The sequence below is a fragment of the Bradyrhizobium sp. ORS 111 genome (assembly GCF_045571485.1).
Classification (GTDB): domain Bacteria; phylum Pseudomonadota; class Alphaproteobacteria; order Rhizobiales; family Xanthobacteraceae; genus Bradyrhizobium.
The window spans coordinates 2,943,858-2,967,337 of record NZ_CP120701.1 but is presented as its reverse complement, the minus strand read 5'-3'; the positions used below and the strand labels follow the sequence as shown (position 1 = coordinate 2,967,337).

At 65.4% G+C, this 23,480-nt stretch carries 16 protein-coding genes and 1 pseudogene; 5 read left to right on the top strand and 12 right to left on the bottom strand.

The annotated features are described in order from the left end of the window. Window positions 1-114: 114 nt before the first annotated feature. Entirely contained in the window at window positions 115-5,862 is a 5,748-nt protein-coding gene (locus tag P6U30_RS13455) for a negative regulator of septation ring formation (RefSeq protein ID WP_407169488.1), read from the top strand. A gap of 377 nt (window positions 5,863-6,239) precedes the next feature. On the opposite strand, the gene P6U30_RS13450 is transcribed toward P6U30_RS13455, so the two are convergent. The 3 genes from P6U30_RS13450 to P6U30_RS13440 all read right to left on the bottom strand — a co-directional run bounded on the left by P6U30_RS13450 (window position 6,240) and on the right by P6U30_RS13440 (window position 9,115). Then, window positions 6,240-7,100 carry an MlaD family protein gene (locus P6U30_RS13450; protein WP_407151523.1) on the bottom strand — a complete coding sequence of 287 codons (861 nt, stop codon included), beginning with the start codon at window positions 7,098-7,100 and terminating at the stop codon, window positions 6,240-6,242. Between the two features lie 102 nt (window positions 7,101-7,202). Further along, entirely contained in the window at window positions 7,203-7,979 is a 777-nt protein-coding gene (locus P6U30_RS13445) for an ABC transporter ATP-binding protein (protein WP_407169487.1), read from the bottom strand. A gap of 2 nt (window positions 7,980-7,981) precedes the next feature. Further along, entirely contained in the window at window positions 7,982-9,115 is a 1,134-nt protein-coding gene (locus tag P6U30_RS13440; RefSeq protein WP_407169486.1) for an MlaE family ABC transporter permease, read from the bottom strand. A 135-nt stretch (window positions 9,116-9,250) separates the two neighbouring features. On the opposite strand from P6U30_RS13440, the pseudogene dgcA reads away from it, so the two are divergent. Further along, a pseudogene (gene dgcA / locus P6U30_RS13435) lies at window positions 9,251-10,253 on the top strand (N-acetyl-D-Glu racemase DgcA). Here dgcA and P6U30_RS13430 read toward each other — a convergent pair. After that, window positions 10,223-11,422 carry an MFS transporter gene (locus tag P6U30_RS13430; protein WP_407169485.1) on the bottom strand — a complete coding sequence of 400 codons (1,200 nt, stop codon included), beginning with the start codon at window positions 11,420-11,422 and terminating at the stop codon, window positions 10,223-10,225. The pseudogene dgcA and the gene P6U30_RS13430 sit on opposite strands and share 31 nt — an antisense overlap. Window positions 11,423-11,656: 234 nt before the next feature. Here P6U30_RS13430 and P6U30_RS13425 point away from each other — a divergent pair, with 234 nt between their 5' ends. Continuing rightward, window positions 11,657-12,712 (top strand): hypothetical protein, encoded by a 1,056-nt coding sequence (locus P6U30_RS13425; RefSeq protein WP_407169484.1) that lies wholly within the window; start codon window positions 11,657-11,659, stop codon window positions 12,710-12,712. 96 nt (window positions 12,713-12,808) lie between these two features. Here the strand turns inward: P6U30_RS13425 and P6U30_RS13420 are convergent, their stop codons facing one another. From P6U30_RS13420 to thiD, 4 genes are all read right to left on the bottom strand, one after another. Beyond that, complete coding sequence (locus tag P6U30_RS13420) at window positions 12,809-13,795, bottom strand: threonine/serine dehydratase (RefSeq protein ID WP_407169483.1); 987 nt, start codon at window positions 13,793-13,795, stop codon at window positions 12,809-12,811. A 74-nt stretch (window positions 13,796-13,869) separates the two neighbouring features. Next, window positions 13,870-14,961 (bottom strand): glycosyltransferase family 4 protein, encoded by a 1,092-nt coding sequence (locus P6U30_RS13415; protein WP_407169482.1) that lies wholly within the window; start codon window positions 14,959-14,961, stop codon window positions 13,870-13,872. After that, window positions 14,958-15,770 (bottom strand): UDP-2,3-diacylglucosamine diphosphatase, encoded by an 813-nt coding sequence (locus P6U30_RS13410; RefSeq protein WP_407169481.1) that lies wholly within the window; start codon window positions 15,768-15,770, stop codon window positions 14,958-14,960. Before P6U30_RS13410 ends, P6U30_RS13415 begins: the two co-directional genes overlap by 4 nt. Window positions 15,771-16,054: 284 nt before the next feature. Then, a complete protein-coding gene (gene thiD, locus P6U30_RS13405; protein WP_407169480.1) occupies window positions 16,055-16,852 on the bottom strand; it encodes a bifunctional hydroxymethylpyrimidine kinase/phosphomethylpyrimidine kinase in 798 nt (265 codons plus the stop codon). A 176-nt stretch (window positions 16,853-17,028) separates the two neighbouring features. Here thiD and P6U30_RS13400 point away from each other — a divergent pair, with 176 nt between their 5' ends. Next, window positions 17,029-17,274 (top strand): Lrp/AsnC ligand binding domain-containing protein, encoded by a 246-nt coding sequence (locus tag P6U30_RS13400; protein WP_066501746.1) that lies wholly within the window; start codon window positions 17,029-17,031, stop codon window positions 17,272-17,274. A 70-nt stretch (window positions 17,275-17,344) separates the two neighbouring features. On the opposite strand, the gene P6U30_RS13395 is transcribed toward P6U30_RS13400, so the two are convergent. Then, on the bottom strand, window positions 17,345-18,280 hold the full coding sequence (locus P6U30_RS13395; RefSeq protein WP_407169479.1) for a c-type cytochrome: 936 nt from the start codon (window positions 18,278-18,280) through the stop codon (window positions 17,345-17,347). A 164-nt stretch (window positions 18,281-18,444) separates the two neighbouring features. Between P6U30_RS13395 and P6U30_RS13390 the strand changes: the two genes are divergently transcribed. Continuing rightward, complete coding sequence (locus P6U30_RS13390; protein WP_407169478.1) at window positions 18,445-18,867, top strand: CHRD domain-containing protein; 423 nt, start codon at window positions 18,445-18,447, stop codon at window positions 18,865-18,867. A 96-nt stretch (window positions 18,868-18,963) separates the two neighbouring features. On the opposite strand, the gene P6U30_RS13385 is transcribed toward P6U30_RS13390, so the two are convergent. From P6U30_RS13385 to murJ, 3 genes are all read right to left on the bottom strand, one after another. Further along, on the bottom strand, window positions 18,964-19,410 hold the full coding sequence (locus tag P6U30_RS13385; protein ID WP_407169477.1) for a c-type cytochrome: 447 nt from the start codon (window positions 19,408-19,410) through the stop codon (window positions 18,964-18,966). Window positions 19,411-19,509: 99 nt separating this feature from the next. Next, window positions 19,510-21,819, bottom strand: a complete 2,310-nt coding sequence (locus P6U30_RS13380; protein ID WP_407169476.1) for a xanthine dehydrogenase family protein molybdopterin-binding subunit — start codon at window positions 21,817-21,819, stop codon at window positions 19,510-19,512. Window positions 21,820-21,949: 130 nt separating this feature from the next. Then, a complete protein-coding gene (murJ, locus tag P6U30_RS13375) occupies window positions 21,950-23,479 on the bottom strand; it encodes a murein biosynthesis integral membrane protein MurJ (protein ID WP_407169475.1) in 1,530 nt (509 codons plus the stop codon). Window position 23,480 lies beyond the last annotated feature (1 nt).

Sequence of the window (23,480 nt, the reverse complement as noted above, 5' to 3'; positions counted from 1 at the left end):
GCGGACAAGCCGCCGACGGGCACGCTTGCGTTCCGCATTGGGCACCGGCTCGAGCTTGCGGGGGGACGTTCGCACGCTCGCCGCGCGTAAAATAGTAGAGGGGTTAGACTGAACATGGCGAACACTCCCAAGAAGGTCAAAGATCCCACCGAAGTCGCGCTTTCTGCGATTCAGGAAGCCCTCAATATCAACGAACAGGCCGCCGAAAAGTCAGGCGCTACCGCCGAACAGGCGGCGGCACCGAGCCTTCCGGTAGCCTCGCCCGATTTCTCGGCTACATCATTCGAGCCCCGTCCCGAGCGCTCTGCATTCGATCCGATCGAAGAGCCGCGCGCGCCGCGCCGCGCCGCCAACGACGATCGCGAGACCATCGGCCAGCTCCTGCAGTCGCTGCGAAAGGGCCGCCCCGCCCGCAACGCCTTTCTGCTCGCATCGATCGCCGCCGGCGTCTGGCTCCTCGGCTGCATCATCCTCACCGTTGCCTTCCTGCCGTCGCTGCAGGCCGGGATGGCCCAGGGCAGCGGCGTCCTCATGTTCGCCGGCCTCGCCGCCCTCTTCCTGGCGCCGATCCTGCTGTTCTTCTTCCTCGCGAGCCTTGCCTGGCGCGGCCAGGAAATGCAGATGATCGCGCAATCGATGGCGCAGGTCGCGATGCGCTTCTCCGAGCCCGAAAACGCCGCCGCCGATTCCATGGTCACGGTCGGTCAGGCGATCCGCCGCGAGGTCGCAGCGATGGGTGACGGCGTCGAGCGTGCGATCGCGCGCGCCGGCGAGCTCGAAACCCTCGTCGCCAACGAGGTCGCGGCACTGGAACGCGCCTACTCCGACAACGAAGTGCGCATCCGCGCGCTGCTGCAGGACATCGCCCATCAGCGCGACAATCTGGTCGGCCAGGCCGAGCAGGTGCGCAGCGCGATCTCCGGCGTGCAGATCGACCTGCGCCATGACATCGCGCTGATCTCGGATGCGATTGCCTCGCGCGTCGACGAGGTGGCAAAGAGCATCACCAGCGCGCTGGAAGAGCGCGGCCAGCACATCACGACTGCGCTGGGCCATGCCGGTGACAACATGATCCTCGCGCTCGGCGAGCGCGGCGGCGACTTGCTCGACCGTCTCGAGGAAGCCAGCGCCGAGACGACCCGCGCCGTGCTCGAAGCGTCCGAACGGCTTACCACCAGCCTCAACTTCAAGACCGGCCACGTTCACGACGAATTCGCCGACCTGGCCGATCGCATCCACGAGATGCTGAACGAGCGCGTCGACCGCATCACGGGCGACTTCGAGCAGCGCTCGGCGGCCATTGTCGACGGCATCTCCGACCGCACCGAGCAGGTCCACGACTCGCTCAAGAACTCGGCCGACTCGCTGTTGCTGGAGCTCGAGCTGCGCAGCAACGATCTCGTCAACAAGATCGACGATGCCGGCAACCGTCTCGCCGGCCAGATCATGACGAGCGGCGACAAGGCGAGCGAGGCACTTGATGTCACCGTCAATTCGCTGGTCGCCAAGGTGGTGAGCCAGACCGAGACCGCGCACGACTCGCTGTCGCTGCAGATGAGCGCATTCGACGAGCTGGTGAAGAACCACGGCAGCGATCTCGCCGAGCGCTTCGCCCGCGACTCCGGCACGCTCGGCGCGCTGATCACGCGCCACATCTCGGAATTCGACCGCACGGTGAAGACTTTCGGCGGCGATATCGTCGAGCGCATGGGTCAGCGGACCCAGGACATCGCCGACAGCCTCAAGACCTATGTCGACACCTTCGATCACCGGGTCAGCTCGAACAGCGGCGAGATCACCGCCTCGCTCGACCAGCGCCTGCTGCAGTTCGAGACCACGCTCGGCGACCGCGTCACCAATCTCGACGCCTCGCTGGACGACAAGCTCCTGACCTTCGACAGCTCGCTTGCTAGCAAGATCGGCTCGCTCGACAGTTCGCTCGACGGCCGTCTCAGGTCGCTGGATGACACCATCGACGGCCGTCTGAAGACGCTCGAAGTCACCTTCGAGAGCCGTGCGAAGTCCGTCACCGACTCCATCGACTGCCATCTCGGCGCGCTCGCGACCTCGCTGACCGAAGGCGCCGCCCAGGCGATCCAGTCGATCGACTCGCGGCTCGGCCTGCTGACTACGACCCTGACCGAGGGCACCGTGCAGGCGATCGCCGCGGTCGACCATCGCATCAACGGCGTCAGTGAGACCATCAATGGCCATAGTGACCGCCTCGCCGAGACCATCAACGGCCATAGTGCGCGCCTGACCGACACCATCTCGGCGCGCTTCGTCGACGTCCAGCAGGGCATCGAAACCCGCGTCGGTGCGATCGCCAACGACATCGACACCCGCGTCGCGCAGTTCGAGGATCTGCTCGGCTCGCGTGTCGAAGCCGTCGCGGGCCGCATCGAGAGCAGCGGCCGCCAGGCGAGCGACGATTTGATGGCTCGCGCGGAGCTGCTGTCGTCGAGCATCAAGTCCCACGTCGAGGACGCCGAACGCTCGCTGACGAACCTCGTGGTCAACACCAGCGAGACCATCCAAACCGGTGCGCGCACCGCCCAGCAGGCGCTGCTCACCGTGTCCACGGACGTCGGGGCACAGCTCAAGCTGACGTCGTCCGAAGTCGAGGCCGTGCTGACTGCTGTCGGGACCAGCGCTGCCAATTCGATCCTCACCAGCGCCCGCGACGCGCAAGCCTCGCTGGTCTCCTCCTCCGACGACGTCGCCTCGCAGATCAAGGCCTTGTCGACCGATGTCGAGCGCACGCTGCAGGCCGCCGGCAGCGCCACCGCAGCCTCGGTGCTGTCGGGCGCCCGCGAAGCCCAGACCGCGCTGGTCACCGCCTCGGCCGAGGCCGCAAGCCAGGTCAAGTCGCTCGCCACCGACGTCGAGCATTCGCTGTCGATGGCCGGCTCCGCCGCCGCCGAAGCGATCATGACGGGTGCGCGCGAGGCTCAGACCACGCTGATCGCGACGTCGACCGACGTCACGGGCCAAGTCAAGTCGCTTGCCGGCGACGTCGAGCGCTCGCTCTCGATGGCCGGCACGGCCACTGCGGAAGCCGTGGTCGCTTCTGCCCGCGAAGCCCAGAGCACGCTGGCGGATGCATCCACGGAAGCCGCCAATCTGGTGCGCACGCTCGCAGCCGACGTTCAGCACTCGCTCACGACGGCTGGAACGGCCACCGCCGAGGCAGTCGTCGCAAGCGCGCGCGAGGCCCAGAGCACGCTGGCCGACGCATCCACCGAAGCCACCAGCCTGGTCCGCACCCTCGCCGCCGACATGGAGCGTTCGCTGTCGTTGGCCGGCTCCGCGACGGCGGAGGCCATCACCGCCGGAGCGCGTGACGCCCAGAACACGCTGATCAACGCATCGGCGGAGGCTGCGAGCAAGGTGACGGCACTTGCCGCCGACGTCGAGCGTTCGCTGTCGTTGGTCGGCTCCACGACCGCCGAAGCCATCACCGCCAGCGCCCGCGAGGCGCAGGGCACTCTTGTGTCCGCGTCCTCGGACGCCGCCGACCACGTCAAGTCGCTGGCGATCGACGTCGAGCGCACCTTGACCGCCGTCGGCGCCAATACCGCCCAGGCCATCCTTGGCAGTGCCCGCGAAGCCCAGACTTCGTTCGCAGCGACCTCGACCGAGGCGGCAAGCCAGATCCGCGAGATCTCCGCCGAGATCGAGCGCACGCTGACCACGGCCGGTGCGGAGACTGCGCAGGCCATCCTCGGCAGCGCCCGCGAGGCCCAGAACTCGTTCTCGGCGACCTCCGCCGATGCCGCCAACCACATCCGCACGCTATCGGCCGATATCGAGCGTTCGCTCGGCGCGGTCACGGCCAAGACCACCGACAACATCCAGACTTCGGCGCAGAACGCGCAGGCGGCGTTGGTCAACATGTCCAGCGAGGTCTCGACCAAAGTCAAGTCGACCGCAGCCGATATCGAACGTTCGGTGCTGTCTGCCTCGAGCGCGTTCGGCTCGGCGATGACCGGCAAGACCGACGAAATCGTCACCTATGTGCAGCAACAGACCGACCGTCTGTCGCAGATGGTCGACAGTCGCCGGGGCGCGCTGGTCGAGGCGCTCACCGCCAAGACCACGCATCTTGCGACCGACATCGATCGCGCCACAGCCGACGCGCTGAAGGCGATCGAAGCCCGCGGCCAGGCGTTCTCGCAGTCGATGGCGGCGCACGGCAGCGACGTCGCGCGCAACATCACCTCCGCCGGCGACCAGGCGACCGGCGCGGTGGCGAAGTCGCTCAAGGACCTCGAGCAAGCCTCGCGCGCGGCGATCGATCAGTCGCGTCAGGTCTCGATCTCGGCGGTCACCGAAATGCAGGAAACCAGCAAGATCCTGCGCACCGATACGGTGGCGCTGTTCGAGCGGCTGCGCGAGGGCAACATCCTGCTGCAGGAAGTGCTGACCGGCGCTCACGACAACCTCAACTCTCTGGAGCGTGCGCTGGTAACCCGCGTGGCCGACTTTGTCTCCGCGATGAACGATGTCACCTCGCGGAACGGCATCGCGACCCAGGCCCTCGAAGACCAGCTCACGGTGTTCAACGGCAAGACGAGCAAGGCGCTGGAGGACCTCGGTGAGCTATCAAGCCAGTTCGAGACGCATGGAAAGGCGCTGATCGACGCGGCTGCCATGGTCGAGCAGGCCAATCGCTCCACGACGGCGTCCGTCAACGAGCGCAAGTCGGCGCTGGAATCGCTGATCACCACCATCGATCTGCGTACCACCGATCTCGACCAGCGGCTGTCGCGCTTCACCGGCCTGCTCGATGAGTCGCTTGCTGCGGCTGAAGAGCGTGCCCGCGACATCGCTCGCGTGGTGGCGGAGACCGCCGGCGCCGGTTCGGCGACGATCAGCCGGCAATTCGAGGCGGTGCGGCTTGCGGCCGAAAACGAGCGTCAGCAGACGATTGACGCCATGAACGACCTCTACCAGCAGAGCAACGCCGAGACCGATGCGATGTTCAAGGAATCGACGGAGAAGTTCTCCGCGATGGTCACGGCGATGAAGCAGATGGCGACCGAGATGCACAACGAGCTCGAAGCCACCCGCAACGAGCTGCGCCGCGGCGTGCTCGAAATGCCGCAGGAGGCCGCCGAGAACACCGCGCAGATGCGCAAGGTGATCGTCGACCAGATCGAGGCGCTGGCCGAGCTCAACCGCATCGTGGCTCATCATGGCCGCGGGCTCGACGTCGTCAGCGGCAATCGCGCCAGCGTTCGCGAAGAACCGCTGGTGGCGGCGGCCGGTGGCGGTGGCCGCGGCGAAGTGCGCATGCGTGACAACGGCAACAGCGCGTCGACGCTGCCGCCGCCGGACCTAGGCATGCAGAATTTGGGCATGCCGTCCTCACACCGCACCGAAGCGCCGCCGGTCAGCCCGGCAGGCCCCGACAACGGCCGCGGCGATGGCTGGCTGTCGGACCTGCTCAACCGCAGCGACGCTACGCCCCCCGTCCCAGGCCGCGAGGCACAACGGCCCCGCCCGGCGCCGCAGGCCGCCACCAATCCGCTGGAGTCGCTGTCACTCGACATCGCGCGACTGATGGACCGCAATCTGGCCGCCGAAATGTGGGATCGCTACCAGCGCGGCGAGAACAAGGCGTTCAACAAGCGCCTCTACACGCCGGCCGGCCAGAAGGCCTTCGACGAGGTGGCTCGGAAGTATCGCTCCGACCGCGGCTTCAAGCAGACGGTCGACCGCTACATCGCCGAGTTCGAGCGCCTGCTCGACGAGGTCGCCCGCGACGGCCGGGACCCGCACGAACTGCGCAGCCATCTGATCTCGGAGACGGGGCTGGTCTATACGCTGCTTGCGCACGCGGCCGGGCGGCTGGGGTGAATTGGCGAGTAGCGAGCGGCGAATAGCGAATGGAAAACGGAGGCCGGAAGGCCTCCGTTTTGTCCGCTCGGTCGTCATGCCAGCGCAGGCGGGCAGTACGCCGCGGCCTCTCGATCAAGCTCTGACGTCTCTGGAATACTGGATCACCCGCATGCGCGGGTGATGACACCGCGCTGTTTGAAACGTGAACTTGGCACTGCCACTGTCATTGCGGGTTCGGACCGACGCGACATCGCCGACCTGGAACTCAGCCACTGTCTTCCAGGAGCGATAGCGACGAAGGCGATCCATCCTGCCGAGCAAGCAGTGCAATGGATTGCTTCGCTTCGCTCGCGATGACGAAAGCTATTCGCTATTCGCCAAGCACCGTTCGCGCATCACCGCCGCCGTGGCCCAGGCGGTGCGGGGGCTGGTGCAGGCTCAGGCGCGTTGTTGCTACCGCCGAAGATCACCCGGCTCGGGTTGCGATCGAAATTGTTGACGGCGCGGCTGATGTCCGACAGCGTCCTGCGACCGTCGAGGATCAGAGCATTGGAGCGTTTGTCGAGATCGTCGGCAAGCTCGCGGATCGACTTCACCATCAGATTGAGCTCACCGCCATTATTGCCGCCGGCGATCGCGTTCAGCCCGAGCATCAGGTTGTCGGCCTTGCCCATCACGCCGTCGACCTTGAGCATGACGTTGTCGATCTTCTCGGAGTTGCGCGCCAACGCTGAAGTGAAGGTCTCGAGGTTCTTGAGCGAATTCTTCACCGATTCCTGATTGTCGGCGACGATGCGATTGACATTCTGCAGCGTGGCGCGGATCGCCTCGGTGACGTCCTGCAGGGAGTTGGGGTCGGCGGTGAGCACCGGGATGCCGTCCTCGTCGAGCGGCACCGGCGCGGCCGCCTCCTCGCCGCCGCGCAGCGAGATCGCAGCGACGCCGGTGAGCCCCTGGAATTCGAGGCCGACATGGGTGTCCTTGCGGATCGGGGCATTGTTCTCGATCATCGCCAGCGCGATCACGCGGCGCGGATTGTCGAGCTTGACCGAGATCACCTCCCCTATCCGGATACCATTGAAATTGACACTGCCACCGTTGCGCAGGCCTGACGCCGGACCTTCGAAGACCACCCGCAAGGGACTGCGCTGCTTGGTGGTGTGCAGGCTCTGGAACCAGAGCACGAAGCCGAACGCGGCTGCGATCACCGCCAGCGTGAACGCTCCGATCAGCACGTAGTTCGCCCGCGTTTCCATCAATCGGCTCCTAGGCTCTCACGCAGCCAGCCTGCGTCGGAGCCCGTCGAATTGCTCTGTGGCGCATAATCTGGTCCGAAAACCGGTCTTCGCATTTCGGGATCATGCGCTAGCCACAACGGCGCGGGCACGCTTGCCGTTGAAGTATTGCTGCAGCCAGGGATGCTGGGATGCCTTCATGTCGGCGATCGATCCTGCAGCAATGATCTTACCGTTCCCTAAAACGGCGATACGGTCGCACGCGGTATACAGGCTGTCGAGATCGTGGGTTACCATGAAAACGGTCAGCCCCAAAGTACGCTGCAAGGTGCGCACCAGCTCGTCGAATTCGCCGGCGCCGATCGGATCGAGGCCTGACGTCGGCTCGTCCAGAAACACCAGTTCGGGATCGAGCGCGAGCGCGCGCGCCAGCGCCACGCGCTTGATCATGCCGCCGGACAATTCCGACGGATAGCGGTCGGCGACCTCCGCCTTCAGGCCGACCATCACGAGCTTGGCGACCATGATCTCGTCGAGCAGTCGCTGCGAGACACGTAGATATTCGCGCACCGGAAACTGGATGTTCTGGCGCACAGTGAGCGATGAGAACAGCGCCCCCTGCTGAAACAGGATGCCCCAGCGCCGCTCGACGCCGCGCCGCTCAGCGGTACCAGCGGCATCGAGATCGATCCCGAACACCTCGATGCGGCCGGAAACCTTTGGCACGAGGCCGATAATGGTGCGTGTCAACACCGACTTGCCGGCCCCCGACGGACCGACGAAGCCGAGGATCTCACCGCGTTTGACGTCGAGATTGAGGCCATCGAGCACGCGGGTCTTGCCGAATTGCACAGTGATGTCGCGGACCCGAATGATGGCGTCGTCTGCCTGCTCCGGCATGATCAGATCCCGATCGATGCGAAGAAGATCGCGAATACGCCGTCCATCACGATCACGAAGAAAATCCCTTTCACCACCGACGAGGTGGTGTGCTGCCCGAGCGATTCCGCCGAGCCTTGCACCGCAAGCCCCTCGACGCAGGCCACGATACCGATCACGGCGGCCATGACCGGCGCCTTGACGAGGCCGACGATGAAATGATCGATCGATATGGCGTCACGAAGGCGGAGCAGGAAGGCCTCCGGATCGATGCCACCGTAGAGCCAGGCCACCAGACCGCCGCCATAGAGCGCGGCCATCGCGCCGAGGAAAGCCAGGATCGGCATCGCCAGCACCAGCGCAAGCATGCGCGGCAGGATCAGGACCTCGATCGGATCGAAGCCCATGGTGCGCAGCGCGTCGATCTCCTCCCGCATCTTCATCGAGCCGAGTTCAGCGGTGTAGGCCGAACCGGAACGGCCCGCCACCATGATCGCGACCAGCAGCACGCCGATCTCGCGCAGCACCAGCACGCCGAGCATATCGACGACAAAAATGTCGGCGCCGAACTGGCGGAAATGAAAAATGCCCTGCTGCGAGATGATACAGCCGATCAGGAAGGTGATCAGCACCACGATCGGCACCGCGCGCCAGCACACCTGCTCGAGGTGATGCACCGTCGAGGTCAGACGGAAGCTGCGCGGATGGATCAGCACCTTGCCGGACGCGGCGATCACGGCGCCGAGCATATCGACCAGGCTGACGATCGTGCCACCGATGCCGACCACGGTGCGGCCGATCTGCTCCAACATGACCGTGATCGAGAGCGGCTCGCTGTCAGCCCTGGGCGCCGCGCCGACGCGGCGGACCTCGTCCACCAGGCTGGAATAGTTGGCGGAGAGGCCGGCGATCATGGCCTCCGTGGAGGTGTCGCTGAGGCTGCGGCGCAACCGCTCGATCAGCCAGGCGCCGAAGGTGTCGAGGCTGGAGATCTGGGAGACGTCGATGAAGATATGCGGACGGCTGCCGCGCAGCCTCTCGGCATCCGAGACAATCCGCTCCAGCGCCGGAGCAAAGCGGGCTGTCCAGCTTCCCGCCGCACACAACGCCAGTCCCTCGCCTTGGGCTATCCGCTCCAGTGTCGGGTCGCCGCTCACCTTTTTTGCCTACCCCTCGGCTGCTTGGCCTGCATGTTACCGGCGCGGCCGGGCCGGGTTGTCGAATCTGCCACTAACCAGCCATAATTGATCGCAGGTCGCAAGCATACGGTCCAGGAAATAGTAGACTTTTAAATGACTTCCACCCCACTCCGCGTAATTTCCCTGAGCGCCCGGATCGAGCGCTGGCCGATCGCCGGTAGCTTCACGATCAGCCGGGGCGCCAAGACCGAGGCTGTTGTCGTGGTGGCCGAGGTCCGCCAGGACGGCCTGACCGGCCGCGGCGAATGCGTGCCCTATCCCCCGCTACGGCGAGACACCGGAGGCGACCCTGGGGGCCATCCAGGCCATGCAGGAGCCGCTTGCCGGCGGCCTCGACCGCGACGCTCTGCAGGCCAGGATGCCCGCGGGCGCCGCCCGCAACGCACTTGACTGCGCGCTATTGGACCTCGAGGCCAAGCGTGCAGGCAGGCGCATCTGGGACCTGCTCGGACGGCCTGCGCCCGAGGCCCGCACCACCGCCTATACGATCTCGCTCGGAACCCTCGAGGCGATGGCCGAGGCCACCGTCAGGGCCGCGCACCGTCCGCTGCTCAAGATCAAGCTCGGTGGCGATGGCGACGGTGCGCGGATTGCCGCTGTGCGCCAGGCGGCACCTGCCTCCGAATTGATCGTCGACGCCAACGAGGCCTGGACCGAGGGCAACCTTGCCGCCAACCTTGCGGCCTGCGCCGAAGCCGGTGTCACCCTGGTCGAGCAGCCGCTGCCGGCCGGCAAGGACGAAGCCTTGGCCCGGATCACGCGCCCGGTCCCGGTTTGTGCCGACGAGAGCGTACATGACCGCGCCTCGCTCGAGGGCCTGCGCGGCCGCTATGATGCCGTCAACATCAAGCTCGACAAGACCGGCGGGCTGACCGAGGCATTGGCCATGGCGGACGCCGCCCGCGCGCTCGGCTTCGAGATCATGATCGGCTGCATGGTCGCGACCTCGCTGGCGATGGCCCCGGCGATGCTGATCGCGGAGGCCGCGCGTTTCGTTGACCTCGACGGCCCGCTGCTGCTGGCGCGCGACCGTGATAACGGCCTGCGCTACGACGGCAGCCTCGTCTATCCCCCGGACGCCGCGCTCTGGGGATGATGCGTGAACCGCCTGCGGGACAGCCACATCACGAGCCCGCCCGCCGCCCCCATCGCAGCCATCATGTCGTAGACGCCCAGTCCGTAGCGCGTATAGACCATGCCGCTTAGGATCGACGTCGTGCTCGCGACGATGCCGCCACACGCGGTGAGGTAGCCCTGTCCGCGCGCCATCACATGGGGCGGCACGTGATGCACCATCAGGCCCATGATGCCGACCTGCGTCAGCCCGAAGGTCAACCCGTGCGCAAGCTGCACGACTGCAAGGATCGCAAGCGGCGGATCCTGCGCGGTGATGGTCCAGCGCGCCACCGCGCTGGCGCCCGCGATCACTACCAGCGTCGCTGACGGCAGCGTGAAACGCGGCGACAGTGCGAACAGCACGATCTCGGCGAGAACGCCGATCACCCACAGGCCCGCGATCGTCAGGCCGCTGAAGCCGGCCTGCCGCCAGGCGATCGATGCGAAGATGTAATAGGCGGAGTGGCTGCTCTGGATCAACGCCGAGGATACGATGATCGCCAGGAAGCCTGGATCGCGCAGAAGCTTCCGTGCGCCGGCCGTGGGCGCGGTCGCGGCCGCCGGCCGGTCGAGTGGCCGCAGCGTCGAGGCGACCATCGCCGTGACGACGGTCATGGCCGTGATGATCCAGATCAGGTGAGGCTCGGCGACATAGCCGAGCAGCAGGCCGCTCGCGAGCGCGCAGGCCACGAACGCGGTCGATCCCCACAGCCGCAGCGGTCCATAGCTGAGACCGTAACGCGTCACACCGCGCAGCGCGTAGGCATCCGTCAACGGCACCATCGGCGTCCAGACGCAGCACGTCAGCGCATAGACCAGCAGCACGAACCAGGGCTGGTGCTGGCTGCCAATCACGATGAATCCGAACGCGGTCGCAAAGCCCGTAAGCACGATCGCGCCGCGCAGCATCTGGCGGCGTTCCGCCGCAGCGGTGACCAGCGGCAATACGGTGAAACGCGTCACCGGCGGCACCGCCGTGATGATGCCGATCCAGGTGGCATCGATGCCGATCGCCTTCAGCCACACCGTGAAAAATGGCAGATGGACGCCCGTCATCCCGAACAGCGTGGCGTAGAATGCCGCCAGGCTCCTGGCGAATCGCCGCGACGCAACCTTGGCTGCGATGGGGATTTGTGATTCGGATGGCATCAATTCAATTGCGATTCGCGCGATATCGTGATGATCGTTAGCGTAACGCGCGGTGATTTGCGCGAAGAGATTGTGATGGCCGAAGAAGCATTCGCCCTGTCGCCGATTTCCGCCCGCGCGGCCCAGCCGAGCGAGGAGGACTATGCCGCGATCAGCGAGGCCTTCATGGAGACTTCGCGGGGGCGCTGGTTCCTCGGCGAGTATGCCAAGCGCAACCGCAACGCCGATACCCGCATGGTGCTCGACGCCGTGGCGAGGATCGAGGAGAGCCTGGCCGCGCAGCGACAGGCGGCCGCAGACGCCTTCAGGGACGAGCAGCTCCAACAGGCGCTGGCCGCCTTGCACGGTGCGGTCGAGGCCGTGCAGGCCTCCGCTATTGCCGCGCTCGATGACGTGAGCTTCGAGCAGAGGCTCGCGCCGATCCGCAAGGGCGTAAGGGTGATCCGGGAAATCTCGTGGCGGCTGCGCGAGATCGGCAACGATGGCCGGATCTGCGACATCATGGATTCGCAAGCCAGCGCCATCGAGGCCGGCGCCGCCCAGATCTCACTCGGCGAGGCCAAGACGGTCGTGGACGCGGCATTCGCTGCACTGACCCGTCGGCTGACCGAGTTCAACGCCGATGAGGCGGCCGCGCCCCCGACGGAATCGGCTATTGCCGAGGCCCCGGTCGTGGAGACGCCGGCAGCGTCGCCCTCACCAGCCCCCGCGGCCGATAGCGCCCAGCCCGAAGACGCTGTACGTGCCGCCGCCGAGACGTCACACGCCTCCGAAGACGCATTCGCAAAAGCCGAGGCCGCCTTGGCGGAAGCCGAGGCTGCCGAAGTTGCCCGCGTCGCCGATAAGGCCGCCGCCGACGCGCAGGACGAAGCGGTGCTCGACCTCATTGCCATGGAGATGGGCGCGCCCGATCCAATCGACGATGACGAGGCGATGCTGGTCGCAGAGATGCGCGCCGCTGAAGCGATGGCAGCCGAGCCCGAGATTGCTGCGCCGGCGCTGAACGCGGAGCTGGATCAGGCGGCCGACCCAGCGCCGGAGCCCTCACGGACCCCGGAGCCAATGCTCGAACCGCAACCGGCGGCCGATGCGCGGATTGCGCAGGCGCCTGCGAACCCGGCAGCAATGCAAGCCGACATCGAAACGATCCCGGCTCCCGCGACCGACGTCTCGCTGGGCTCGACGATCATCGCCAGCGGCCTCGTGAAAAGGCCGAGCGCCGCGGCCAACGACCCGCTCGCGCCGATCCGCCGCATGAGCCAGGCCGAGAAGATGGCGTTGTTCTCCTAATCTCCCGCGGCTTCATGCGCTGACAACAACGATCGCCACAAATGGCAATGGGCAGAGCGGCCAACGCTCTGCCCATGTCAATTTGATCCGAGTGTCTCAGGCCACCAGCTTGGCGAACAGCTCCGCGTCGACATTGCCGCCCGAGAGCACGATGACGACGTTCTTGCCCTTGGCGTCGATCCGCCCCGCCAGCAACGCTGCGAGCCCGACCGCGCCGCCAGGCTCGACCACGAGCTTCAGCTCGCGATAGGCGAAGGCGACTGCAGCGCCAACTTCGTCGTCGGAGGCGCTCACGCCGGTCGCCAAAAGCTTGCTGTTGATCGCGAAGGTGAGCTCGCCCGGCATCATCGCCATCAGTGCGTCGCAGATCGTGCGCCCCGCCACCGGATGCGCCTCGCGATGCCCGACCTTGAGCGACAGCGCATGGTCGTCATAGCCCGCGGGCTCGGCGACGATCACCTGGGCCTGCGGAAATTTAGCCTTCACCGCGGTGGCGACACCTGCGATCAACCCGCCGCCGGAGGCCGGCGCCACGACGATGTCGGGCGCGAGCCCGAGCGCCGTCATGTCTTCGGCGATCTCGCGGCCGGCGGTGCCCTGCCCTGCGATCACGAAAGGATCGTCATAGGGACGCACCAGCGTGGCGCCGCGCTTGCTGGCGATGCCGTTGGCAATCGCCTCGCGGTCGTCGCGATCGCGGTCGTAGAGCACGACCTCGGCGCCATAGGACTTGGTCCGCTCGCGCTTGGTGACGGGAGAGTCGGCAGGCATCACGATGGTCGCCTGCATGTTGAGGATCTTGGCTGCGGCCGCGACGCCCTGGGCATGATTGCCCGACGAGAACGCGACGACGCCGCCACCGCGCGCTCCTTGCGGGATCGAAGCGAGCTTATTGAAGGCGCCGCGAAACTTGAACGATCCGGTCCGCTGCAGCATCTCGGGCTTGAGGAAGACCTTGGTGCCGACCCGTTCGTTGAGAACGGGAAAGGTCAGGAGCGGCGTACGCACCGCGAACGGCGCGACGACCCTTGCGGCAGCATCGATATCCGCGGCAGCGACGGGCGGGTTTGTGGCGTTTTCCATCATCCGCAATTTCTATCGCGGCGGCGGACGGCCCCGCAAGACGCTTTGGCGTGAGGCCGGCAACGTGAGGTCGGTCAGCGCGGCGTCGGCTGGGTGGCCGGCAGGGCACTGAAATGGTGCCCTTCGGCGCCGAACTCGACGGTTTCGCCCTCGCCGTCCCGCACCACCGGCCAGACGCTCATGGCGCGGTCGATGAACACCCGCGCGGAAGCCTGCCAGGTGTGGAGCGCAGCAAAATCAACGCACGCCTGCCGTGGGATGCTCAACGCCTCCAGGCAGGCGTGGCGCAAATCCTCGTCGAGCACGCCGACCGGAGCCGCCCCGATCACGTCGAGGGGGCCGGTGACTGGAAAAGCGGCAACCGGTAGGCCGCTGGCCAGCGCCTCGAGCAGGACAAGGCCGAACGTGTCCGTCCGGCTCGGGAAGACGAACACGTCGGCGGCCGCGTAGATCTCGGCCAGTTCCTCGCCATGGCGCGCGCCGAGAAACACGGCTTCCGGATATTTTCGCTCCAGCGCCGCGCGTGCGGGCCCGTCGCCGACCACAACCTTGGTGCCGGGCAGATCGAGATCGAGGAAGGCCTCGAGATTCTTCTCCACCGCCACGCGGCCGACGCTGAGATAGACCGGCTGCGGCAGACAGAGGTCGACGTCGCGCGGATGGAACAGTGCGGTATCGACACCGCGCGACCACAGCACCACGTTGCGGAAACCGCGCAACCGCAATTCGCCGGCCAGCGCCGGTGTCGCCGCCATCACCGCCTGGCTCGACTTGTGGAACCAGCGCAGCGCGCGCCAGATCCAGGATTCCGGGACAGGTGACCGCGCCGAGACATATTCGGGAAAGCGGGTGTGGAAGCTCGTCGTGAACGGCAGGCCGCGCTTGCGGCAATAGCGGCGAACGGACAGCCCGATCGGCCCTTCGGTGGCGATGTGGATACTGTCGGGCTTGGCCGCTTCGATCAGGCTGGCGACCTTCGCCCGATACGGCAGGGCCAGTCTCAGATCGCGATAACTCGGCATCGCGAAGGTGCGGAACGATTCCGGCGTCAGGAAGCTCACCTCGACGCCCAGTGATTTCGCCGCTTGCGCCATCATGGTCAGCGTGCGGACAACCCCGTTGACCTGGGGATGCCACGCATCGGTCGCGACCAGGATATGCGTCATGCAGCGCGTGCCGTTACTCGCGGAACCGGCGCGATGCGGCGCAGCGGGTCGGTCCAGGTGATGATCTCGAAGCGGCCGTCCTCATGCTCGGCGAGCGCGGTGCAACTCTCCACCCAATCGCCGCAGTTCATGTAGCGGATGCCGTGCTCGTCATGGATGGTCGCGTAGTGGATATGGCCGCAGATCACGCCGTCGCAGCCGTGACGGCGCGCCTCGCCCGCAAGCGTGGCCTCGAACGCACCGATATAGTTCACCGCTTTCTTGACCTTCAGCTTGGCCCATTGCGACAGCGACCAGTAGGGTACGCCGAACATCCTGCGGAAGAAGTTCACGAAGCGATTCATTTGGATCGCGAAGTCGTAGGCCTTGTCGCCGAGATGAGCGAGCCAACGCGCGTTCTGCACCACGAGATCGAAGATGTCGCCGTGGATCACGAGATAGCGCTTGCCATCGGCGCCGGTGTGGACCGTATTCTCCACGACGTCGATGCCGCCGAAATGCGTGCCGTAATATTTGCGCAGAAATTCGTCGTGGTTGCCCGGGACGTAGATCACCTTGGCGCCCTTGCGTGCCTTGCGCAGCATCTTCTGCACGAAGTCGTTGTGGGTCTGCGGCCAGTACCAGTTCGACTTCAGCGCCCAGCCGTCGACGATATCGCCAACGAGATAGATCGTGTCGGCATCGTGAGAGCGGAGGAAGTCAAGCAGGCGGTCGGCTTGCGACCCGCGGGCTCCGAGATGGACGTCGGAGATGAACAAAGTGCGAAAGCGCCGCTCGGGGCTTTCTTCACTCAAGGAGTCACTTCCCATGCCGGTGCACCTAACAGATTCCTGTGACAAGGCGATGACGATCCCCGCGACCGAAGGCCCTGGAAAAAGTTAACGAGAATCAGTTGCACGCCCCTTCTCTGCCGATAACAGCGGCGTGCGACAATCTGGCGACATGGGCGATCGCGGCTGTGTGGGACAGCCGCTGTGTTGCCTGCATGTCGCGACGGAACAAATGGGCGGCCGCCGTTGCAATGACCCTCGATGCGTGGCCCGGATGCAGCGAAGCGCAATCCGGGGTTCGCTCCATCCGAAGCTACGCAGCTTCAATAATACTTGTGAAAGTGATGCACGGGCCCGTGGCCGCGTCCGACGGTGAAACGATCCGCCGCGGCGATAGCAGCCGTGATCCACGCTTTGGCGTTGCGCACGGCGGTCTCCATGTCTTCGCCCCTGGCCAAACCGGCAGCGATCGCCGATGACAAGGAGCAACCGGTGCCGTGCGTGTTGGCCGTTGCGATCCGCGGTGCGGCCAGTGCGACTGTGCGTTGGCCGTCGATCAGATAGTCGACACTTTCGGCACCTTGCGCGTGGCCACCCTTGACCAGCACGGCGCGGCAGCCCATCGTCAGCAGTCGCCTGCCTTGCTCTGCGACAGCGGCCTCGCCCTCCGCGACCGGCTCGTTCAGCAATGCCGCAGCTTCCGGCAGATTTGGTGTGATCAGCGATACGCGCGGAATCAACATAGTCTTGAGCGCATCGACCGCCTCCGCCGCCAGCAGGCGGTCACCCGAGGTCGCGACCATCACAGGGTCGAGCACGACGTGGCGTGGCGCCCAGCGCTTCAGCCCCTCGGCGATCGCCGCAATGGTCTCGGCCTGTGCCACCATGCCGATCTTGACCGCGCCGACGGCGAGGTCGGAGAACACCGCATCGATCTGTGCGGCGACGAACGACGCGGGCACCGGATGGATGCCGCTGACCCCGCTGGTGTTCTGCGCCGTCAGCGCCGTGATCACGGAAGCGCCATAGACCCCGAGCGCGGCAAAGCTCCTCAGATCGGCCTGAATGCCCGCGCCGCCGGAGGAATCCGAGCCGGCGATGGTGAGCGCAATCGGCGTCATGTTGCAGCGTCGGCTGTTGATGCGAACGGGATCATGGCCTGTCCTAGCCCGGCCACCCAATGGCGGCAAGTTCGCGTGACCGTACCGCGACTTGACCCTGACTTGGACCCTGACTTGGCCTTGCCTTGACCGCCCGTTTTTGGCCTATAGTCGCGGAAATCCCCGGAGACACAGCGATGGTTCCTTTCTTCGTCCAGATCAAATGCAAGCTCGGCCAATCCTACACCGTCGCCAACGCGCTGGCGGAAGCCGAGATCGCCTCCGAGATCTATTCCACCGCGGGCAACTACGACCTCCTCGTGAAGTTCTACGTCGACCACGACACCGACATCGGCCATTTCATCAATGAGAAGGTGCAGGTGATCCCGGGCATCCAGGATACCCTCACCATCATCACCTTCAAGGCGTTCGGAACGAAGTGAGATTCGCATCTGTCGAGGCGATGGCTGAGGCGACTACGCCGGCGCGAAGGCCGCCCGAAACGTTCGCGCCTCAGGACTCCTCCGCAGACTTTTTCTTCGGTGGCCGCGGCGGCCCTTCGACCGGCGGCAGCGACTTGATGTAGTCGGCGATCGCATCGAGATCGGGGTGCGAGAGCTGCGAAGTGTTGCGGATCACGCGCACCATGGAGCCACCGGCACTGTCGCCATCCGGCGTCTGGCCGGTCTCGAGGAAGTAGGCGATATCCTTCGCGCTCCAATCCGACAGCCCTTTTTGCGTGATGTTCGGCACCCAGCCCTCGCCTTCGGGATTGGGACCCCCGGCAAAGCGCTGCGCGCCGACGATGCCGCCGAGGACATTCCGCGGGCTATGGCACTCGGCGCAATGGCCGAAGCTATTGACGAGATAGGCGCCGCGATTCCATTGCGGCGAGCGGCCTGCATCGGCCACGGGCGGCTGGCCGTCCATGAACAGCCATTTCCAGACGCCGATATTGCGGCGGATGTTGAACGGGAACGGCAGGTCATGGTCGCGCACCTTTCCAGCGACCGCGGGTAACGTCTTCAGATAGGCAAACAGATCGCGCACGTCGTTGATCTTGGCGTGCCGATACGACGGATAGGGAAACGCCGGGAAGTAGTGCGTCCCCGACGGCGAGATGCCCTTCATGACCGCGGTGACGAAGTCAGCTTCGGTCCAGCGGCCGATACCGTCGTTCGGATCGGGTGAGATGTTCGGCGCATAGAAGGTGCCGAACGGCGACGGGATGGCAAGGCCGCCGCCGAGCTTGGTTCGGTCGTCCTGCTTCGGCACGGCATGGCAGGAGGAACATCCACCTGCATTGAACGTTGTGAGCCCGTTGGCCAAATCAGGCTGGTAGGCGGGCAGCGCGCTCGCGGCAACGGTCGCGGGGATCGTCAGCCACCAGAACACGCCAAAGCCGGCGATGCCGGCCACGATGGCCAGCAGGAGAATTCGTCGCAGCATTCACTGATCCGTCGTTGAGCCCATCATCTGTCGGCTAGTATGAACGCAAGGCTGCGCATATGCTTCCATCAAATTTCGCGCGCTGAAGTTGATTTAGGGAATAAATCCGGACGGCTGCTGTTTTGAGGCTGATACCGTCGTTTGATGTCAACAGGGAGAAAACCATGCCGAACAAAACCATGCTTGCCGCGCTGACGTTGAGTGCCGCGGTCGCCTTCACCGGCCCCGCCTTCGCCGAGAAGCTGAAGGCGACGCTGAGCGGCAAGTCCGAAGTACCGCCAACCACCAGCACGGGCACCGGCACGGCCGACATTAATTACGACGCCGCGACCAAGAAGCTGACCTGGAAGCTCTCCTATTCCGGCCTGACCGGCCCCGCCACCGCCGCACATTTCCATGGCCCGGCCGAATCCGGCAAGAACGCCGGCGTCGCAGTCGCGATCCCGAATGCAGGCTCGAACCCGGCGGAAGGCAGCGCCACGCTCACCGATGCACAGGCCGCCGACCTGCTCGCCGGCAAGTACTACGTCAACGTTCACACCGCGGCGAATCCGGGTGGCGAGATCCGAGGTCAGGTGACGAAATAGATCAGGCAACGAAGTAACTCGACCAAACCAAAAAAGGCCGACACAACAGAAAGGGCAGACGCTTCGCCGCGTCCGCCCTTTTTCAATCGCGAAGGATCAGCCCTTCTTGATGCGGTAGGTCTCGTGACAGCCACCGCATTGCTTGCCGACGACAGTCAGCTCCGCCTTCAGCGCGTCGAGATCTTTGATCTTGCTTTTCGCATCGGCGACGACCTTGGCAAAACTCGCAATGTGGGACTCGAAGCCCGCCTTGTCTTCCCAGATTTTTGACGAGGGAGAGTAGTCCCCCTCGAACTTCAGGCCCTTGATGCTCTCGGGGAACAGCGTTGGAAGTCTCTTGGCGGTTTCTTCGAACTGGGCCATTGCGGCATTGACGGTCGATTGGTCGTAGGGCTTCTCGCCCTTGACCATCGCCACCAGCGCGCCCGCGTTCTTGCCGTTGTCCTTCATCATGGCCTGGGTGGTTTTGACCTGGTCCTGCTGCGCAACGACCGCACCGGCACTGACCGCAAGCACCGCTGCAACAACGACGATCCGCTTCATCGGCTAAATTCCTCGATACAGTTTATGCCGGTCCACAGTCTGTGGCCGGCTTGTTTGCAAACACCGCAGGCAGACATTCATTCCGCCTGCGGCGCTTTGTCAGAGCTTGTGCTGACGTTGTGCTTCACGGATCGCGATCCAGACGCGCTCGGGCGTTGCAGGCATATCGATGTGGTCGATCTTGTATTCGCGCCACAGCCCTTCGACGATCGCGTTAACAACCGCCGGGCACGAGCCGATCGCACCGGCCTCACCCGCCCCCTTCACGCCAAGCGGATTGGTCGTGCAGGGCACGTTGTGGGTCTCGAACACGAAGGACGGGCCGTCGGAGGCGCGCGGCATCGCATAGTCCATGAACGTGCCGGTGACGAGCTGACCATCGGTTGCGCTGTAGACCGCCCGCTCCATCAACGCCTGACCGATGCCCTGCATCGCGCCGCCATGCACCTGGCCCGCGAGCAACAGCGGATTGAGCGTGACGCCGAAATCGTCGACGATGACGTAGTTGATGATCTTGATGATGCCGGTGGCCGGATCGATCTCGACCTCGGCGAGATGCGTGCCGTTCGGATAGGTGCCGTCGGCGCTCGAGAAGGTCGCGCTGCTGTTCATCTTCGAGGAATCGCCGCCGGGACGCTTGGCAAGATCGGCAAAGCTGATCGAGCGGTCGGTGCCGGCGATGCGAACACGGCCATCGGCGATCTCGAGGTCCCCCGCCCCGGCTTCCAGCGCCTGCGCCGCGAGCTCCTTCAGCTTGTTGCCGAGATCGCGGGTGGCGCGCTCGACACTGACGCCGCCGGAGGGAATCGACGACGAGCCGCCGGTGCCGAGTCCGGTCGCGATCTTGTCGGTGTCGCCCTGCAGCACGTGGACCCGCTCCGGTGGCACGCCGAACTGTTCGGCCACGATCTGCGCATAGGCGGTCTGATGGCCCTGCCCGCTCGACTGCGTCCCGATCAGAATGCTGATGTCGCCATTGGGATCGAGCGCCACGTTGGCGGTCTCCTCGCCCATGGTACCGCAGACCTCGACATAGCTCGCCATGCCGATGCCCCGCACCAGGCCTTCCTTCTTCGCCGCCTTGGCGCGCTTCGGAAACTCCTTCCAGTTGGCGATCTCCATCGCGCGTTTCATATGCGCGACGAAATCACCGGAGTCGTAGACCTTGCCGGTCGCGGTCTTGTAGGGCAGCGATTTCGGCGGAATGAAATTCTTCCGCCTGATCGCGTCAGGCGTCATGCCGAGCTTGCGCGCGGCAGCGTCGACCAGGCGCTCGATCACATAGGCGGCCTCCGGGCGGCCCGCGCCGCGATAGGCATCGACCGGCACCGTGTGGGTGAACACTGTACGGACACGGCAGTGGAACGCCTGGAGGTCATAGAGACCCGGCAACATCCCGGCGCCGCCGTGCGGGATATAGGGCGCAAAGGTCGAGAGATAGGCGCCCATGTCGCCCATCAGGTCGACGTCCATGCCGAGAAATTTGCCATCCTCGGCAAGCGCCATCTTCGCCGTCGTGACATTGTCGCGGCCCTGCGCGTCGCCCATGAAGTGGTCGGAGCGCTCGGCGGTCCACTTGATCGTCTTCTTCAATTGGCGCGCCGCAACCGAGATCAGCGCATATTCGCGGTACGGAAACAGTTTGGTGCCGAAGCCGCCGCCGACGTCGGGGCAGATCACCCGCATCTTCTCCTTCGGCATCTTCAGAACCATGTCGCAAAGAATCTCGCGGAGGCGGTGGCTGCCCTGGCTGCCGATCGTCAGCGTCAGATGATCCTTCTTGGCATCGTATTCGGCGACCGCCGCGCGGGTCTCCATGAAGTTGGTGATGACGCGCGGATTGACGATGGTGATCTCGGCTACTGCATGCGCCTTGGCGAAGGCGTCCTCCGCGGCCTTCTTGTCGCCGATCGAGACATCGAACAGCACGTTGCCGTGCTTATCCGGCCAGACCTGCGGCGCGCCCTTCTTCACGGCGTTGACCAGACCAACGACAGCAGGCAACGGCGTCCACTTGACGTCGATCGCTTCGATCGCATCACGGGCATGATCAAGAGTGTCGGCGACCACGAAGGCGACGGCGTCGCCGACATGGCGCACCTCGTCCTTGGCGAGGATCGGATAGGGCGGCGCCGTGAACGGATCAGTTTCGAGGTTGAACAGGCACGGCAAGCCGCCGAGGTCGGCAACATCGGCCGCGGTCAGGATCAACGCCACTCCCGGCATGCCGCGGGCTTTGGTCGCGTCGATGGTGAATGTGGCGTGCGCGTGCGGCGAGCGCAGCACCAGCGCGTGCAATGCGGGAGACGGTGCAACGTCGTCAGTGTAGCGGCCCTTGCCGCGAATCAGGGCATCATCCTCTTTGCGCAGCACACTTTGACCGACGCCGAATTTGATGGGAGCAGCCATCTCATCTCCAATTGTCTTGGTTTGTTTGGTCCGCATATTGGCGTGGTTGTTCCGGAAGCGCAAACCGCTTTCCACACGGCGCGACGCGATCGCGCAGCTTGGCTCTATGCTTTTGATTTAACAGGGCAAACTATCCGCGGCGCAGCGCGAATAACCAGCCGCGGCCGAACAGCACGAGGATCGCGAAGCCATAGACGAAGAGGCCGACCGCGACGAGCAGCAGCAGGATCAGTTCGTCACGGAAAATCTGCATCGGGGCGAACCAGACCGCCGCGAAGTGCGAGGTCAGCCACAGGGCGACGGCCAGCAGGATACCGCAAACCGCAAAGGTGCCGAACGAGCGCACCAGCGTACGATCGAAGTCGAGAAAGCCGCGACGCGCGGCGAAGAACAGCACGAGCAACAGGTTGATCCAGGCGCCAACTGCGGTCGCGAGCGCGAGCCCGACCTGCGCCAGCGTCCCGACCAGCGCGACCTTGAGCGCGACGTTGACCGCGACCCCGGTCAGCGCCGCCTTCACCGGGGTTGCGGTGTCCTTGCGGGCATAAAAGGTCGCGACCGCGCTGCGGATCATCACGAAGGGAATCAGCCCTACGGCGTAGGCGGCGAGCGTTGCGCCGGCGGTTGCGGCGTCCGCCTTGGAGAAGGCGCCGCGAGCAAACATCGCGCGCATGATCGGATCGGCGACCGTAAGGAAGGCCGCCACGAACGGCACCGAGAACAGCAGGGTAAAGTCGAACGCGCGGCGCTGCGCCGCCATGGCGCCAGCGTGGTCGTCGGCGGACAGGCGCCGCGACATCTCCGGCAGCAGCACGGTGCCGATCGCGATCCCGATCACGCCGATCGGCAGTTGGTTGAGGCGATCGGCGTAGTAGAGCGCCGACAGCGCACCGGCCGGCAGGAAGGTCGCGATGATCGTGTCGGCGAACAGCGCGACCTGCGTCCCCATCGAGCCGAGCGTGGCCGGTCCCAGCGCGCGGAAGAAGGCGCGGACGTCTTCGTCGAGCTTCAAGGGCGCAAAGCGCGGCAGGCCGCCATGACGCGCAAGGTCGCCGGCCAGCAGGAAGAACTGCAGAAAACCCGAGATCAGCACGCCCCAGGCGGCGGCATGGCCGGCGCTCGGAAAGAACGCGGCCAGCGCCAGCGTCATCATCATCGCCAGGTTGAGGAAGATCGGCGCTGCCGCGGCGCTGGCGAAACGATGCATCACATTGAGCATGCCGCCATAGAGCGTCACCAGCGTGATCAGCAGCAGGTAAGGAAAGGTGATCCGCGTCAGCTCGATCGCGAGCTTGCGCTGCTCGACGTCCTCGGTGAAGCCCGGCGCGAGGATGCTCATTGCCTGCGGCATGAACAGCATCGCCACCACCAGCAGGGCCACCTGCGAGGCGAGCAGCAGCGTGAAGATGCGGTCTGCGAACAGCCGCGCGGATGTCTCGCCGCGCTCGCCATGGACATGGGCGTAGGCCGGCACGAAGGCGGCGTTGAAGGCGCCCTCGGCAAAGATCGCACGGAAGTGATTCGGCAGCCGCAGCGCCACGAAGAACGCATCCGCCACCGGGCCTGCGCCGAGGATCGCCGCGAGCATGATATCGCGTGCGAACCCCGTCAGCCGTGAAAGCAGGGTGTAACCACCGACGGTGAAGATGCGCCCAAGCATG